Below are 15,266 nucleotides of genomic sequence, written 5' to 3'. Positions count from 1 at the left end.
GGGCCCGTCCTAGCTCCCCGCCTTCGGCCGGACGTCGACGGTGAGCGGGCCGCCGTCCCGCGGGTGCAGCGTGCAGTAGGCGAAGCGTTCGGCGCCCGAGAACCAGTCGGCCTGGGACGGGCCGAGCACCGCCCGGGCGAGGTGCTGCCCGGGGTGGGCGGACTCGGCGTCCAGGGCGACGCCGGTGCAGCCGGCGCCGAGCACGGCCAGGGCGGTGTTCCACTGCGACGCCGACGTCGGCCGGGTCATCGTGAGGACCTTGCCGACCTGCGCCTGGTGCGGTCGGCCGCAGTCGACCGCCTGCCAGCCGACGGGGGTGTTCAGGTTCACCTCCGCCGGGCCGACCGGGGCGGTGTAGTCGATGCAGTCACCGGGGTTCAGCTGCGCCGGACGTGCCGAGGCCGTCGGGTGGTTCGGGGTCCGGACCGGGGCCGCGGAGTCGTCGGACGAGCCGAAGGGCGGGTCGGAGATCAGCCGCATCGCGATCATGGCGACCACCAGGACACCCGCGCTGAACAGGACGGCGTTCCTGGCCTGCTTCTTCTGCTTGGGGACGGGCCCCACGGTCTGCGGGGCCTTGCGACGGCCGTGGCGCCCGGCCACCTTCCACAGCTGCTCGGCGACCGCTGCGGCCCCGGCAGGGCGGCGCGCCGGATCGCGCGCCAGCAGGGAGCCGATCAGCAGGTCGAGCTCCTTGGGCACGTCGGGCCGTTCGTCCCGCAGGCGCGGGGGAGGGGTGGGCTGCACCCGGTCCGCCCGGCCGCGGGCCGGCGGGTGCCCGACCAGCAGGGCGTACAGGGTGCCGCCGAGTGCGTACAGGTCGGCCCGGGCGTCGACGCTCCGGCCGAGGTACTGCTCGGGGGCCATGTAGGCGAGGGTGCCGGCGGCGATGGTGTGGTCGGCCTGCTGCGGAGCGTCCTGGGCGGGCTGCTGTGGAGAGTCCTGGGCGGGCTGCGGGCGCTCGTGCACGAGGCCGAAGTCCAGCAGCTTGACGCCGCCGTCCGCGGTGAGGAAGAGGTTGCTCGGCTTGACGTCCCGGTGGACGAGCCCGGACGCGTGGGCCGTCGCCAGCGCCTCGGCCACCCGGGCGCCGACCTCGGCGACCCAGCCCACGGTGACCGGGCCGTCGTCAGGGCGGGCCTCCAGCGAGCGGCCCTCCAGCAGCTCCATCACCAGGAAGGGCGCGTTCTCGAACTCGCCGAAGTCGTGGACCACGACGATCCCCGGGTGCTGCAGCCCGGCGGCCGCCCGGGCCTCCCGCAGGAAGCGCTCCCGGCCGTCCACGGTGGTCCGGTGCAGCAGTTTCACCGCGACCCGCCGGTCGAGCAGCTGGTCCTGGGCCGCCCAGACCTCGCCCATGCCACCCGCGCCCATCGGGCGGTCCATGACGTACCGCCCCGCCACGATCGTGCCGCTCAGCACCGCGTCCGCCTTCCCATGAGTCCCGGAAGCACCACAGGCTAGGGGCACGCACGGACGCTCCCGCCACGGGGGTTGACGTTCCGTCGCCGGCCGCTGCCGCCACCGGCGTCGGCCGCACACGATCGAGGGCGGTGCCGGAGCGGAACGCCCCGTGCTCCGCCGGCCGACGCGCTCGGGCGGCGGGCGGCGGAGCACGGGGGTCGGAGCACGGGGGTCGGTCCGGCGGGTCAGAAGGTGAGGTTCCAGGCGTCGATCGTGCCGGTGTCGCCGGCCGCGCCGTCCTTCACCCGGAGCTTCCAAGTGCCGTTCGCCGCGCTCGCGGCGGCGTTGACGGTGTAGGTCTTGGCGACGTTGTCGGTGCTGTCGTTGTTCGGGAAGTCCTCCAGCAGGTAGACCGTGCCGTTGGGGGCGACGAGGGAGAGGACGAGGTCACCGCGGTAGGTGTGCTTGATGTCCACGCCGACCTTGAGCGTCGCGGGGGCGTTGCCGGTGACGCCGGTGACGGTGATCGGGCTCTCCACCGTGGTGTTGTCCGGGATCGCCACGTCGGTGGTGTTCTCGACGTACGTGCCGGTGGGCGGGGTGGTGCCGCTGACCGCCTTCAGCGCGTCGACCTGGCCCTCGCCGAAGAAGGAGTTGACGGCGGTGGTGCCGGTGCAGCGGCTGTCCGACGCGGGGCAGGCCAGGTCGTTGGCCTGGCTCGCCAGCCGGGCCCGGATGTCGGCCGGGGTGAGCGTCGGGTCGGTGCTCGCGATCAGTGCGGCCACCCCGGTGACGTGCGGGGAGGCCATCGAAGTGCCGCTCTTGGTGCCGTACTTGCCGCCGGGCAGGGTCGAGTAGACGCCGGTCGCGCCGTCGCCGCCGGGCGCCGCGACGTCGATGACGCCCCGGCCGAAGTTGGAGTAGGAGGCCTTGCCGCTGCCGCTGCCCGTGGCAGCGACGGTCACCACACCGGGGAGTTCGGTGGGGATGTCGAGGCAGGCGTTGCTGATGGTCCGGGTGACCTTGGTGGAGTCGTTCGGGCTCTCGGTGTCGGTGGTCTTGTTCGCCAGGTCGTAGTTCGCGTTGCCGGCGGCCGCGACCTGCAGCGACCCCTTGCCCTCGGCGTACTCCTGGGCGCGCTTGACGCCCTCGATGATGGCCGCCTGGTCGAGGTCGTCCGGGCAGTTGAACTGCCACGGGTCGGTGTAGTAGCTGTTGTTGGTCACCTTGAAGCCGTGGTCGCCGGCCCAGACGAAGCCGCAGACCGTGTTCTCGGCGTAGAACAGGGTGCTGGTGGGCTCGGCGATCCGGACGGAGGCGATCTTCACGCCCGGTGCGACGCCGACGACGCCCTTGCCGTTCTTCGCGGCGGCGATGGTGCCGGCGACGTGGGTGCCGTGGGTGTCGACGTCGCGCCAGGCGCCGGTGCGGGTGTCGGCCTTGCCGTACGCGCAGGAGGCCGAGTCGGCGGCGTCGAAGTTCGGCGCGAGGTCCTGGTGCTGGTCGTCCACACCGGTGTCGAGCACGCCGACCTTGACGGACGGGGAGCCGGTGGTGACGCTCCAGGCCTGGTCGGCCTTGATCTGGGTCATGTCCCAGCGGTTGGACTCGGTGAGCGTGGTGGCCGACTGGGCGGGGTTGGCGGGCAGGGCCGGGTTGTAGGCGTCGGCCGGCACATCGGAGGTGCGGGTCGCGCCGACCTGCTGGATGCCGCTGACGGTCCGCAGCGCGGCGGCGAAGCCGGAGCTGGCGGAGTGGGCGACGATGACGCCGATCGCGTCGTAACTCGCGAAGACCGTACCGCCCTTGGCGGCGACGGCGGCCTTGGCGGCGGCGATGTCGGCGGGGGCGCTGATCACCAGGTAGGCGCGGGTGCCGGCGGCCCAGCCGGCGGCGGTGGCCGGGGCGTTGACTGCGGCGGGGGCCTGCGCGGCCGCCGGGGCGACGGGCGCGGTGACGCCGCCGGGGGCGGCGGGCGCGGTGTTCGCGGGGGCGGCGGTCGCGAGTGCCGTGGGGGTGGCGAGCGCCATGGCCGAGAGAACGGCGAGGGCGGCGGCCGGGCGGCCGAGCCGCCGGGATATCAGGGGTGACACGTGTCCTCCGATTCGACCCGTGGGTGTGAGGGGATCGCACGGGATTTGAAGGAAACATGCCAGATGGGGGAGGACTTGGGGAAGACTTTACGCCTGACGACTTTTCACGGAAACGTTACGTTTTGATGTCGTGGGGTGCAGAACTCTGGCCGGACCCGGGGCCGGACGGAAAACCCGTTGGCCGCCGGCATCCCTGCTGGAACGATCCCGGGATGACCGACCACCGTGACGCCGTCCTCCGCCTCTGGGGCCGCCAACTGTACGAGCGCCAGGGCACACCGCCGACGTGGGCGGAGGCGGTGCTGGGGGCCGCCGGCCGTCCACCGGCCGCCGTCGCGGCGGCGATGTCCGGCCGGCTCGACGCCCTCGCCGACGACCCGTCAGGCGATGCGCGGCTCCTGTTCCGCGAGGTCGCCAAGCTGGCCGCCAACCTGTGCGCCGACGGTCTCTACGACGCGGACGTCGGCACCCGGATCGGCCCCCTCGCGCTGCGGCTCGGCGAGTCCGAGCCGGGACTCGCAGGACCGCTCGGGGATGCGCTCGGCCCCCTGCCCGACGGGCCGGCGTCCCTGGTCACGGTCCTCGCCGCCGAGCTGCGCGGGGCCCGCGCAACGAGGCTGCGGGCGATCGACGCGCTGCTGGAGTGGGCCCGACTGGGCCATCCGCAGGCGCTGACGGCTCTGTCCGAGGTCGCCGCCGACCACCGGACCCAGGACGTCACGGTCTGGACCAAGGCACTCAACCGGATCGACCTGTTCGGTGACGAGCGCCTGGAACCCGGCCTGCTGCGCGCGCTCGCCGACACCGGGCACGGCGGGGTGCGGTGGTCCGCGCTCGCCTGTGCCGCACTCGGCTTCCACCGGGCCGTTCCACTGGTGACGGCCCTGCTGGAGCACCCGGACCCGATGGTCCGCGAGGGCGCCTGCGAGGCGCTCGGCCTCCTCGGGGATCGAGCCGCCGTACCCTCCCTGGCGGCCCGGCTGGACGACGAGATCCACTGGGTGCGCAGCGGCGCCGCCCGGGCTCTCGGCGAGCTCGGCGGGGACCAGGCGCTCGCCGCGCTCTGGCGCGTCATGACGGAGCGTCGGAACCCCAAGGCCGGTCATCTCGCCTCGGCGGTGGCCGCCTTCGGCCCGCCGGTGGTGGACGACCTGATCACCCTCACCGCGGACCCCGACCCGGACCTTCGGGCGCTGGCCGCCCGCGCCCTCGGGGCCACGGCCGACGACCGCGCCCTGCCGGTGCTGGAACGCCTCGTCGCCCACGACCGCGCCGGCACCAGCCTCGGCGGCCTGGTGGCCACCGCCGCCAAACAGGGGCTGCGCACCGCGCACCGCATCCGCGCGCGACGCGCGGCGCCGGGGCGCTCGTCCGACGAGGAAGCCGTCTAGCCTGCGACGGCCGTCGCGTCGGCGGGCGGCCCCGAGGAGGCGATGCCGTCGAGCAGGACGGCGAGCCCGCCGTGGAAGGCCTCCCGGTGGCTCTCCTCCGGCGGGCCGCCGGCGGTGCTCTGCAGGGCGGTGAGCAGCGGGAAGCGCTCGGCGAAGTCCGGTGCCAGTACAGCCAGTTGGGTGGAACGCTCGGTCCACCAGTCCTCGTCGGCGACACCGGTGGCGGCCGCGGCGGCGCGGGCGTCGGCGGTGGCGGCGGCGAGGCCGCGGACGAACTGCCAGAGGGCGGCGACGGCTCCGCGCAGCGTCCGCGGGGGCAGGTCGGCCGGTCGCAGGGCGCGCAACAGGCTCTCCATCGCGGCGAGTTCGGCCGGGCCGAGCACCGGTCGGGCCTGTGAGACCCGGAGCACCCAGGGGTGGCGCAGGTAGCAGTCGTACAGGTCCCCGGCCCAGGCGGTGACCGCCTCCCGCCAGTCGTCCGTGGGCGGCGGACCGGCCGGGAGTTCGGCGAGCGCCCGGTCGTGCATCAGGTCGAGCAGTTCGGCCTTTCCCGGGACGTACGTGTAGAGCGCCATCGCGGTGCGGCCGAGTCGTTCGCCCACGGCGCGCATCGACAGCGCGGCCATGCCCTCGGCGTCGGCCACCGCGATTCCGGCGGACACGATCGCGTCCACACTCAGGCCCGGTTTGGGGCCGCTGCGCCCGGTGCGCGTTTCCGCGGGCGCTCCCCACAGCAGGGCGAGCGACCGGTGGGCGTCGCCCTGCCCGGCGTAGACGGTCATCCGACATCTCCTTATGGCGTAAAGTATCGCTCCCGTGGCAACTCTTTATGCCGTAAGGTTACCAATCGAAGGGGTTTCCCGATGACACTGCCCGTCACGTTCGTCGAGGTCGTCGAGGTCCGCCGGACCACGCCGCGCACCGCCCGGATCACCTTCGCCGCCGAGGAACTCGCCGACACCGTCGGCACCGCCCCGGACCAGCAGCTCAAGCTCTGCTTCCCGCGCCCGGGGCAGACCGAGCCCGTGCTGCCCGCTCGGCAGGACGACCCGATGGGCTGGTACCGGGCCTACCTGGCGATCCCCGAGGCCGAGCGCCCCCTGATGCGCAGCTTCACCCTGCGCCGCCGCCGGCCCGGCACCCGGCTGGTCGAGATCGACTTCGTGCTGCACGGCGACACCGGCCCGGCCGCCGCCTGGGCGCTGCGGGCCGAGCCGGGGGCGCGGCTCGGGATGGTCGGCCCCTCGGCGGAGTACGCCCCGCCGGTCCCGTACGCCGAGGCCGCCGCGGCGGCCGACTGGGTGCTGCTGGCCGGGGACGAAACGGCGCTGCCGGCGCTCGCGACGCTGGTCGAGGCGCTGCCGGCCGGGGTGCGGGCGCTCGCGTACGTCGAGGTCGCGGACGCGGCCGAGCAGCAGCCGCTGGAGAGCCGCGCCGACCTCGCCGTGCACTGGCTGCACCGGGGCGCCGCCGCCCCGGGCGCGGTGCTGGCCGCGGCGGTCCGGGCGGCCGAACTGCCGGGCGGCACGCCGTTCGCCTGGCTGGCGGGGGAGGCCGGGGCGGTGCGGGCGCTGCGCCGGCACCTGGTCGAGGAGCGCGGCGTGCCCAAGGCCTCCGTCGACTTCACCGGGTACTGGCGCCACCGGCTGACCCAGGACGACGCGCCCACCGCCGAGGACCTGGCGGACGCTCAGGAGCGGCTGGCCGGGTACTGATACGGAGCGGGCGGGCCCGGGCGGCTCGGCGGCTCCCCGGCCCGTCCCCGGAGGCCGCCGCGGTCGGCCCGGGTTTCGGCCGGGGCGGAGCGGGAAGGGAACGTCGTGGTGTCGACAAATGGTCAACCCGGTGGCGGGGTTTCGCCAGTGTCCGGAGTTCGCCACGGGAATCCCCGGCGCCGCGGCATCCCGTTCCACGCAGGGCCGATCGGCTGAAAGATGCGGATTCGGCCCGATTTCCGCCACGAATTTTACTGAGTGATGGTCAACTTTACTTTCTGATGGGTATTTACCCCCTTGTCGTGATCGCGCTCAGCTGAGTTGGATTGCGTCAGCCATTCATCAGACGAAAGGATGTCCATGATCGGCTGGCGGAAAGCCCAGCTAACAGCTGCCGTCACGGTCACCGCCGCGTCCATGGTCCTGAGCCTCGGGACCATCGCCGACGCAGCGCCGAACCCGGATCCGCAGAACGCCCAGGCGGCGTCCGCGGACGGGGCCCCGGCACCGGTGATCGTGATCCTGAAGGACCAGATCGCGGACGCCCCGGCCGACCACGGCCACCTCGGCGCCCGTCAGCAGAAGACCGCCTCCGCGCAGGCGCCGCTGCTGAACAAGGTCAAGGCGGGCGGCGGCACCGACATCAAGACCTTCGTGGTCGGCAACGCCTTCTCGGCGACCGTCAGCCCCGCTCTGCGCGCCCAGCTGCAGGCCGACCCGGCCGTCGCCGCCGTGGTGGCCGACGCCCAGGTCCAGGTCGCCCCGGCGTCCGCCGGCAAGGCGAAGCAGGCCAAGGACGCCGCCGACTCCGCGAACGCCGCCGGCGCGAAGGCGCCCAAGGCCGCCGCCGCTCCGCAGGCCGTCTCGGGCAGCAACGGCCAGGGCGCGGAGGAGAACGCGACCAACACGGCGTGCCCCTCCGACCCGAGCAAGCCCCTGCTGGAGCCCGAGGGCCTGTACTCGGTCCGGGCCTACACCGGCAACGGCAAGCCCGGCGTGGAGAACCTGGCCACCGGCAAGGGCGTCAAGGTCGCCTACATCGCGGACGGCCTCGACCCGAACAACCCGGACTTCATCCGGGCCGACGGCTCGCACGCCGTCGTCGACTACAAGGACTTCGCGGGCGACGGCTGGGACGCGCCGACCGGTGCCGCCGAGGCCTTCGGCGACGCCTCGGCGGTCATCGCCCAGGGCCGCCAGGTCTACGACGTCTCGCAGTTCGTCAACCCCTCGCACCCGCTGCCGGCGGGCTGCAACATCCGCATCCGCGGCCTCGCCCCGGACGCCGACCTGGTCGCCCTGAAGGCCGGCGGCGAGCTGATGTCCAACTCGTCGATCCTGCAGTCGATCGACTACGCGGTGCGGGTCGCCCACGTCGACGTGCTGAACGAGTCCTTCGGCGGCAACGTCACCCCGGACAGCGGTGCGCACGACACCATCTCGCTCTTCAACGAGCAGGCCGTCAAGGCCGGTGTGACCGTCGCCGTCTCCTCCGGTGACGCCGGCATCAGCGGCACCGTCGGTACGCCGTCGACCGACCCGTCCGTGATCTCGGTCGGCGCCTCCACCGACAACCAGAACTACCAGCAGACCGGCTACGCGGCCGCCCAGTTCTCCAACAAGACCTGGAGCAACAGCCGCATCTCCGCGCTCTCCTCGGGCGGCTTCACCCAGGCCGGCCGCACCGTCGACCTGGTCGCCCCGGGCGAGTCGGACTGGGCGCTGTGCACCCCGGACACCGCCAAGTACGAGGACTGCACGGGCTTCAACGGCAAGCCCTCGCCGATCCAGCCCTTCGGCGGCACCAGCCAGGCCGCCCCGTTCGTCACCGGCGCCGCGGCCCTGGTCATCCAGGCCTACCGCGACACCCACGGCGGCGACTCGCCGGCCCCGGCGCTGGTGAAGAAGTTCCTCACCGGCACCGCCACCGACCTCGGCGTCCCGGCCGAGGAGCAGGGCGCCGGCCTGCTGAACGTCCGCGCCGCCGTCGAGGCCGCCCGCGGCTACGACGACGGGGACGGCACCGACGGCGCCAACACCGTCGTGGTCAACACCGGCCAGGTCGACATCGCCGGCACCCCCGGCTCGGCCCACACCGCCGACGTGTCCGTCACCAACACCAGTGACGAGCCCCAGACGGTGAGCGCCGCGACCCGCAGCTTCGCCCCGCAGGCGAGCAACCAGCAGACCGTCCAGCTGGACTCGTCCTCGACGGACACCTTCAAGTACGCCACCAACGGTGCGGACTGGGTGCAGAAGCAGGTCAAGTTCACCGTCCCGGCCGGTGCCGACCGCCTCGCGGCGTCGATCGCCTGGCACGGCGCGCCCAACCCGGTCACCAACGGCCCGGTGGTCCGCATGACGCTGCTCGACCCGTCGGGCCGCTTCGAGACCAACACCCGTCCGCAGGGCGGCGCCACCCCGGCGAACTTCGGCCTGGTGGACGTCCCGCACCCGGTCGCCGGCGAGTGGACCGCGATCCTCTACACCCCGGCGGGCAAGGCCGGCTTCACCGGCCCGGTCCAGTTCGGCACCGCCACCCAGCGGGCCGTCCCGGCCGGCGCGGTGAGCCCGAGCACCGCCGAGCTGAAGCCCGGTCAGACCAAGACCCTCAAGGTCCAGCTGGCCACCCCGGCGACCAGCGGTGACTCCAGCGAGGCGATCACCGTCTCCAGCTCCAACGGCAACACCACCAGCGTGCCGGTCACGCTGCGCAGCCTCGTCCCGGTCAACCAGGGCAAGGGCACCTTCACCGGCACCATCACCGGTGGCAACGGCCGCAGCGCCTCGCCGACGCAGGGCTTCACCTACGGCTTCGACGTCCCGAAGGGCCAGAAGGACCTGCGGGTCGGCGTCACCGTCGGCAAGGACTCCAACCTGCTCATGCAGGGCGCGCTGATCAGCCCGAACGGCACCCCGATCGACATCGAGGGCAACGGCCTGTTCGACGCCCAGGGCAACCTGACCGGCACCGCGGCCGGCGTCTCGGCCACCACCGTCAACCCGGCCGCCGGCCGCTGGCGGTTCGTCCTGAACGTGCTCGGCCCGGTCAGCGGCCAGCAGCTCGCCCAGGACTTCACCGGCACCGTCGCGTTCGACCAGGACCAGGCCACCGCGGCCGGTCTGCCGAACGACGCGCACACCAAGCTGGCGGCCGGCAAGCCGGTCACCGTCCAGGTGAACTACACCAACAACACCGTCGCCACCCAGAAGATCGCGGCCGACGGTCGCCTGGACCGCCGGGTGGACGTTCCGCTGGTGCCGCAGGGCGCCTCGGCGAACGTCAACCTGCCGCTGAGCCTCAGCTCCACGGTGCCGTCCTTCCTGGTGCCGCCGGGCACCGACCAGCTCAAGGCCGTGGCGGCGTCCTCGACGCCGGCGCAGATCGAGCTGAGCGCCACCACCGGCTCGCCGGACCTGTTCGGCGACCTGAAGAAGGCCCAGAACGGCTCCACCATCTCGGTCGTGACCGACAACGGCACCGCCGAGCAGCCGGTCGTCCCGGGCAACTGGAGCACCTTCGTCCAGCAGATCGGCCCGTTCGGCACCGGCGGCGCGCCGACCGGCACGTCCACCATCACGGCCACCGCGCACACCCAGGCCTTCGACCCGGCGCTGGCCTCCAGCACCGGTGACCCGTACGCCGCCTCGGTGAACGCCTCGGCCCAGGCCGCCAACCCGGTGACCGTCGCCCCCGGCGCCACCGGCTCGCTGCAGGTGACGCTGACCCCGACCAGCCCGAAGGGCAGCACGGTCAAGGGCGTGCTGTACCTGGTGTCCGGCCCCACCGGGGTGGCCACCACCAACAACGTCCTGAACACCACCGGTGCGGTGCTCGCGGCGATTCCGTACAGCTACACGGTGAACTGACGCTCCGTCACTGAACCGAAGGCCGAGGCCGTCCCGGATTCCCGGGGCGGCCTCGGCTGTTTCCCGCCGGAGGACGGACGCGGGGTTCCGGGGCCGGGCGGCTGGGCAGGTTCGGGAACGGACGGACGTTCTTGAGGAATGGGGAACCACGTGTCGTACGAGGCCGTCAAGCACAGCGACGTAGAGGTGAACGGGGTACGGCTGCACCTGGCCGAGCAGGGCGAGGGGCCGCTGGTCCTGCTGCTGCACGGCTTCCCGGAGAGCTGGTACTCCTGGCGCCACCAGTTCGCGCCGCTCGCCGAGGCCGGCTACCGGGTGGTGGCGCCCGACCAGCGCGGCTACGCCCGCAGCGAGCAGCCCGCGAGCGTGGACGCCTACACCCTGCTGCACCTGGTCGGCGACGTGACGGCGCTGATCGGCGCGCTCGGCGAGGAACGGGCCGTGGTGGTCGGGCACGACTGGGGCGCCCCCGTCGCCTGGGCCACCGCGGCCCTGCGGCCCGACCTGGTGCGCGGCGTCGCCGGGCTGAGCGTGCCGCCCCTGCCGTCCGGGCCGACGCCGCTGGCGCTGTCCCGGGAGCGGTTCGGCGAGGGCTTCTACCAGATCTACTTCCAGGAACCTGGCCGCGCCGACGCCGAGCTGGCGGCCGACCCCAAGTCCTCCTTCCGCCGCATCCTCGGCGGGATCTCCCCCGACGGCGTACCGAGGGCGTGGGTCGTCCCCGAGGGCATGAAGCTGCTGGACACCGTCCCGGAGCCGGCGCGGCTGCCGGGCTGGCTCACCGAGGCGGACATCGACGCCTTCGCGGCCGACTACGCCCGGCACGGCGAGCGCGCCTTCACCGGGGGGCTCAACTGGTACCGCAACATCGACCGGAACAACGAGCTGATGGCGGCGTTCACCGGCCGCCGGATCGAGGCGCCCGCCCTGTACGTGACCGGTGAGCAGGACCTGGTCAACGCGATGGTCCCGCGCGAGGTGATGGCGTACCTGCTGCAGCAGGTGACGCCGCGGCTGCACCGGCACCTCCGGCTCCCGGACACCGGGCACTGGACGCAGCAGGAGCGCCCGGCCGAGGTCAACGAGGCGCTGCTGGACTTCCTCGGCTCGCTGGACTGACGGCCCGCTCCCGGGCGGCCGCAGGCCGGTCGCCCGGGCCGGGTCGGTGCCCCGGGCCCGGTCGGTCCGCCCGGCACAGGCGGACCGCGGTCACGCCCCGGTGCGCGGCGCCGGCGGCGGAAGCTCGGTGAGCGGATCGGGGGTGCGGCTCAGACCGGCAGGAGGCGGGCGATGAGCTCGCCGAGGCGCCGGGCGTTGCGGCACGGGTGCATGTCGACGACGTCCGCGTAGGCGTGGGCGGCGGAGTCGCCGGTGGACCACAGGGAGGCCTGCTCGGGGTTGAGCCAGATGACCCGCCGCGCCCGGCCGGCGATCCGGCGCAGGGCGTCGAGGTTGGGGTCGCGGTGGTTGGTGCGGGCGTCGCCGAGCACCAGGACGCAGGTGCGCGGGCCGACGGCGTCGAGGTGGTGGTCGGCGAAGCCGCCGAGGGCGGAGCCGTAGTCGCTGTTGCCGTGGTAGCCGGTGACCTGGGCCTGGCCGAGGATCCGGGCGGCCAGCCGCGCCGGGTCGTCGCCGTTCCGGAGCAGGTCGGTGACCTCGGCGGTGCGGTTGACGAAGGCGAACACCCGGACCTTGCTGAACTGTTCGCTCATCGCCTGCACCAGCAGCATGGTGAAGTCGGCGAACCCCGCGACCGAGCCGGAGACGTCGCACAGCAGCACCAGCTCCGGCCGGGCCGGGCGGCGCAGCCGGTGGGCCGGGCGCAGCGGCACGCCGCCGGTGCCGAGGGAGCGGCGCAGGGTGCGGCGCAGGTCGATGTGGCCGCGGGCGGCGCGGCGGCGCCGGGCGGCCAGGCGGGTGGCGAGCTTGCGGGCCAACGGGTGGACGGTGCGGCGCAGTTCGGCGAGCTGGTCGCGGCCGGCGTAGAGGAAGTCGATCCGGTCGGCGGTCGGGGCGACGGCGCGCTCGGCGATCCGCTCGGGGCCGCGCAGCTCGGCGACCCGCCGGCGGGCCTCGCCGGCGACCAGGGCGCGGAAGTCGCGGATCCGGCGGCGGACCTCGTCGGCGAGGACGAGGTCGGAGAGGTCCGCCGTGCCGGGCCCGCTGCGCAGGGCGGCGAGGATCCGGGCGAGCAGGGTGTCGGGGTTGATCCGGCCGAGCGCCTGCTGGGCGGACCAGCCGTCGGAGCCGGGCGCGCCGCCGGCGCCGTACCGGCCGAAGGCCTCCACGACCTCGCCGGCGAGCCGGGCCTGGGCGGCGCGGTCGTCGGCGGCGAGGGCGGCGGCGAGGCGTTCGCGCAGGTCGTCGCGGAGCGGGTCGGGGCGGCCGAAGCGCGGCGGCTCGGGGTCCTCGGGCACCGGCGGCGGGTCGGTGCGGAAGGCTTCGGGGGTGCCGACGCCGAGGGGGAAGAAGAGGTCGAAGGTGGCGTCGAAGACGGTCCGCTGGCCGTCGGAGCGCAGCAGGGCGGCGGCCAGACCGGCCCGCATCTGCTCACGGTCGGCGAAGCCTAGGACGTCGAGGACGGCGGCGGCGTCGACGGTCTCGGCGGGGCCGATCCGCAGTCCGTGGCCGCGCAGGGCGCGGACCAGGCCGGTGAGGCGGGCGGCGGTGTCGGCGGGGCCGGCTGCTCCGGTCGCGGCCGCCGGCGTCGTGCCTGCTGTCGCCCTGCCTGCTGCCGTCGTGCCTGCTGTCGTGGCACCTGGTGCCGTCGTGCCTGCTTCGGCGGGCTGCGGTGCGACGGTCATGCCGGGGTGAGCTTCCGGGTGGCCTTCCGGATGTCGTCCTGGTGCTTGAGGATCACCCCGAGGGTGTCGCGGACGGCCGCCTCGTCGAGGGTGTCCGCGCCGAGGGCGAGCAGGGTGCGGGCCCAGTCGATGGTCTCGGCGACGGACGGCGCCTTGCGCAGCTCCATCGTGCGCAGCGCGCCGACGATCCGGACCAGCGATTCGGCCAGCGTGTCGTCCAGTCCGGGCACCTTGAGGCGGACGATCCGGCGCTCCAGCTCGGCGTCCGGGTAGTCGAGGTGGAGGAAGAGGCAGCGGCGGCGCAGGGCCTCGGAGAGCTCGCGGGTGGCGTTGGAGGTGAGCAGGACGAAGGGGCGGCGGCTCGCGGTGATGGTGCCGAGCTCGGGGACGGTGACCTGGAAGTCGCTGAGCACCTCCAGCAGCAGCGCCTCGACCTCCACGTCGGCCTTGTCCATCTCGTCGATCAGCAGCACCGTCGGCTCCTCGCCGCGGATGGCGGTGAGCAGCGGGCGGGTGAGCAGGAACTCCTCGCCGAAGATGTCGCCGCGGGCCTCGTCCCAGCCCTCGTCGCGGCCGGCGGTGATCCGCAGCAGCTGCTTGGCGTGGTTCCACTCGTAGAGCGCGCGGGCCTCGTCGATGCCCTCGTAGCACTGGAGCCGGACCAGCCTGGCCCGGCCGATCGCGGCGACGGCCTTGGCGAGTTCGGTCTTGCCGACCCCGGCGGGGCCCTCGACGAGCAGCGGCTTGCCGAGCCGGTCGGCGAGGAAGACGGTGGTGGCGACGGCGGTGGAGGCGAGGTAGCCGGTGGCGGCGAGCTGTTCGGCGGCGTCCGCGACCGAGGTGAAGAAGCCCGTGCCGTCGCCGTTCCCGCTGCTGCCGCTGGTCATCCGCCTGCCCCGTTCCGGTTCGCCGTCTCCGTGCGGCGCCACCCTACCGGCCGGTCACTTCCTTGTCGCGGGGGTCGGGGGGGCCGTGTGGCGGGCGCCTCCGGGCGTGGCGGAGCGGCGTACGGCCTGCCGGGGCCGTACGCCGCGGGTCGAACCGGTGGGCCCGCTGCGTCAGTTGACGAAGATGACCGGGCTGCCGGCGACGGAGGTGTCCTTGACCGGGCCGTAGGTGGCGCTGAAGTAGCCCGTCGAGAAGCACAGGCCGGGGCCGGAGACCAGGGTGAACGGCTGGGCGGAGAAGCCGATGGTGTTGCCGGTGTTCGAGGTGGTGCCGTTGATCCCGGTGGCGTTCTGGTAGTTGCAGCTGATGCTGCCCAGGATGGTGCTGAGCACCACGGTGGTGCCCATCGGGCCGGCTGCGCCGGGGGTGAGCTTGACCGGGTTGCCGGGGGCGTCGCTGACCGTGTTGGTGAACGGCAGGTTGGTGACGGTGATGCTCTTGACGCCCGTGACGCCGAGGACGTTGGAGGTGCAGGAGCCGAAGGTCTGGGTGTTGAGCTGCTCGACGGCGCTGCCCGGGGCGGCCGGGTTGGAGGTGACGGTCGCCGAGAAGGAGGAGGCGGCGCACTTGATGCCGCTCGTCCCGGTGGCGCTGTTGTAGAAGGTGGCGAAGCCGCCGGAGACCAGGTTGGCGCTCAGGACGTCGCCGACGGCGACGGCCGGGCCGGCCGGGCTTCCGGTGGTGAGTACGGCGGTGGCGGCCTCGGCGGGTGCCACGGCCGCGCCGGTGAGGGCGAGTGCGGCGAGGGCGGCGGTGGCGAGGGTGCGGCGGATGCGCATGAGGGTACCTCTCTCCGTCCCGGGGACGGGTGGGGGGAATCCCGGCGTGCGGGTGTGGTGGTGTGCACGACGGGGGAGGTGCATGGCGTACCGGGGGCTCCGGCGGGGCCGCGGTGCGGGCGGGCCCGGCGCCACGGGCCCGCTCGTGCGGTACGGAGGTGTGTTCGGACGGCGGTGCACGACACAGCGGCGCTGAGGAGCAGCCCTGCGACGCGGCTCGGCGAAGTGGTCCTGCGAAGTGGCCCTGCGAAGTGGCTCTAAG

The 15,266-nt window shown here is 73.9% G+C and carries 11 protein-coding genes; 4 read left to right on the top strand and 7 right to left on the bottom strand.

Going from position 1 to position 15,266, the window contains the following annotated elements:
• Nucleotides 1–9 precede the first annotated feature (9 nt).
• The gene (locus ACIGG8_RS31400; RefSeq protein WP_396552078.1) at nt 10–1,422 is read right to left on the bottom strand and encodes a serine/threonine-protein kinase; all 1,413 of its coding nucleotides are present in this window, start codon (nt 1,420–1,422) and stop codon (nt 10–12) included.
• Nucleotides 1,423–1,649: 227 nt separating this feature from the next.
• The gene (locus tag ACIGG8_RS31395) at nt 1,650–3,434 is read right to left on the bottom strand and encodes a S8 family peptidase (RefSeq protein ID WP_396552116.1); all 1,785 of its coding nucleotides are present in this window, start codon (nt 3,432–3,434) and stop codon (nt 1,650–1,652) included.
• Nucleotides 3,435–3,709: 275 nt separating this feature from the next.
• Between ACIGG8_RS31395 and ACIGG8_RS31390 the strand changes: the two genes are divergently transcribed.
• Nucleotides 3,710–4,888, top strand: coding sequence for a HEAT repeat domain-containing protein (locus ACIGG8_RS31390; protein WP_396552077.1), 1,179 nt, complete (start codon nt 3,710–3,712; stop codon nt 4,886–4,888).
• Here the strand turns inward: ACIGG8_RS31390 and ACIGG8_RS31385 are convergent.
• Nucleotides 4,885–5,670, bottom strand: a complete 786-nt coding sequence (locus ACIGG8_RS31385; RefSeq protein ID WP_396552076.1) for a TetR/AcrR family transcriptional regulator — start codon at nt 5,668–5,670, stop codon at nt 4,885–4,887. The genes ACIGG8_RS31390 and ACIGG8_RS31385 overlap by 4 nt on opposite strands.
• Nucleotides 5,671–5,751: 81 nt before the next feature.
• On the opposite strand from ACIGG8_RS31385, the gene ACIGG8_RS31380 reads away from it, so the two are divergent.
• Nucleotides 5,752–6,603, top strand: a complete 852-nt coding sequence (locus ACIGG8_RS31380; protein ID WP_396552075.1) for a siderophore-interacting protein — start codon at nt 5,752–5,754, stop codon at nt 6,601–6,603.
• Nucleotides 6,604–6,854: 251 nt separating this feature from the next.
• Here ACIGG8_RS31380 and ACIGG8_RS31375 read toward each other — a convergent pair whose 3' ends face one another.
• Nucleotides 6,855–7,022, bottom strand: a complete 168-nt coding sequence (locus tag ACIGG8_RS31375; protein WP_396552074.1) for a hypothetical protein — start codon at nt 7,020–7,022, stop codon at nt 6,855–6,857.
• Between ACIGG8_RS31375 and ACIGG8_RS31370 the strand changes: the two genes are divergently transcribed.
• Both ACIGG8_RS31370 and ACIGG8_RS31365 read left to right on the top strand, forming a co-directional pair.
• The gene (locus ACIGG8_RS31370; protein WP_396552073.1) at nt 7,021–10,473 is read left to right on the top strand and encodes a S8 family serine peptidase; all 3,453 of its coding nucleotides are present in this window, start codon (nt 7,021–7,023) and stop codon (nt 10,471–10,473) included. The genes ACIGG8_RS31375 and ACIGG8_RS31370 overlap by 2 nt on opposite strands.
• A 138-nt stretch (nt 10,474–10,611) precedes the next feature.
• A complete protein-coding gene (locus tag ACIGG8_RS31365; RefSeq protein ID WP_396552072.1) occupies nt 10,612–11,592 on the top strand; it encodes an alpha/beta fold hydrolase in 981 nt (326 codons plus the stop codon).
• Between the two features lie 149 nt (nt 11,593–11,741).
• Here the strand turns inward: ACIGG8_RS31365 and ACIGG8_RS31360 are convergent, their stop codons facing one another.
• The 3 genes from ACIGG8_RS31360 to ACIGG8_RS31350 form a co-directional block, all read right to left on the bottom strand.
• Nucleotides 11,742–13,277, bottom strand: a complete 1,536-nt coding sequence (locus ACIGG8_RS31360) for a VWA domain-containing protein (RefSeq protein WP_396552071.1) — start codon at nt 13,275–13,277, stop codon at nt 11,742–11,744.
• Complete coding sequence (locus tag ACIGG8_RS31355; RefSeq protein WP_396552070.1) at nt 13,274–14,164, bottom strand: AAA family ATPase; 891 nt, start codon at nt 14,162–14,164, stop codon at nt 13,274–13,276. Before ACIGG8_RS31355 ends, ACIGG8_RS31360 begins: the two co-directional genes overlap by 4 nt.
• 171 nt (nt 14,165–14,335) lie before the next feature.
• Nucleotides 14,336–15,004, bottom strand: a complete 669-nt coding sequence (locus ACIGG8_RS31350; RefSeq protein ID WP_396552069.1) for a Tat pathway signal sequence domain protein — start codon at nt 15,002–15,004, stop codon at nt 14,336–14,338.
• Nucleotides 15,005–15,266: the final 262 nt, after the last annotated feature.

Origin of the sequence: Kitasatospora sp. NPDC085464 (assembly GCF_044541955.1) — a bacterium.
Taxonomy (GTDB): domain Bacteria; phylum Actinomycetota; class Actinomycetes; order Streptomycetales; family Streptomycetaceae; genus Kitasatospora.
This window is presented reverse-complemented; position numbering and strand designations above follow the sequence as displayed.

Bases quoted from the DNA above. Each gene is read 5' to 3' on its own strand.
- ACIGG8_RS31395 (WP_396552116.1), bottom strand. From the start codon at position 3,434: ATGGCGCTCGCCACCCCCACGGCACTCGCGACCGCCGCCCCCGCGAAC.
- ACIGG8_RS31390 (WP_396552077.1), top strand. From the start codon at position 3,710: ATGACCGACCACCGTGACGCCGTCCTCCGCCTCTGGGGCCGCCAACTG.
- ACIGG8_RS31385 (WP_396552076.1), bottom strand. From the start codon at position 5,670: ATGACCGTCTACGCCGGGCAGGGCGACGCCCACCGGTCGCTCGCCCTG.
- ACIGG8_RS31380 (WP_396552075.1), top strand. From the start codon at position 5,752: ATGACACTGCCCGTCACGTTCGTCGAGGTCGTCGAGGTCCGCCGGACC.
- ACIGG8_RS31370 (WP_396552073.1), top strand. From the start codon at position 7,021: ATGGTCCTGAGCCTCGGGACCATCGCCGACGCAGCGCCGAACCCGGAT.
- ACIGG8_RS31375 (WP_396552074.1), bottom strand. From the start codon at position 7,022: ATGGACGCGGCGGTGACCGTGACGGCAGCTGTTAGCTGGGCTTTCCGC.
- ACIGG8_RS31365 (WP_396552072.1), top strand. From the start codon at position 10,612: ATGGGGAACCACGTGTCGTACGAGGCCGTCAAGCACAGCGACGTAGAG.
- ACIGG8_RS31360 (WP_396552071.1), bottom strand. From the start codon at position 13,277: ATGACCGTCGCACCGCAGCCCGCCGAAGCAGGCACGACGGCACCAGGT.
- ACIGG8_RS31355 (WP_396552070.1), bottom strand. From the start codon at position 14,164: ATGACCAGCGGCAGCAGCGGGAACGGCGACGGCACGGGCTTCTTCACC.
- ACIGG8_RS31350 (WP_396552069.1), bottom strand. From the start codon at position 15,004: ATGCGCATCCGCCGCACCCTCGCCACCGCCGCCCTCGCCGCACTCGCC.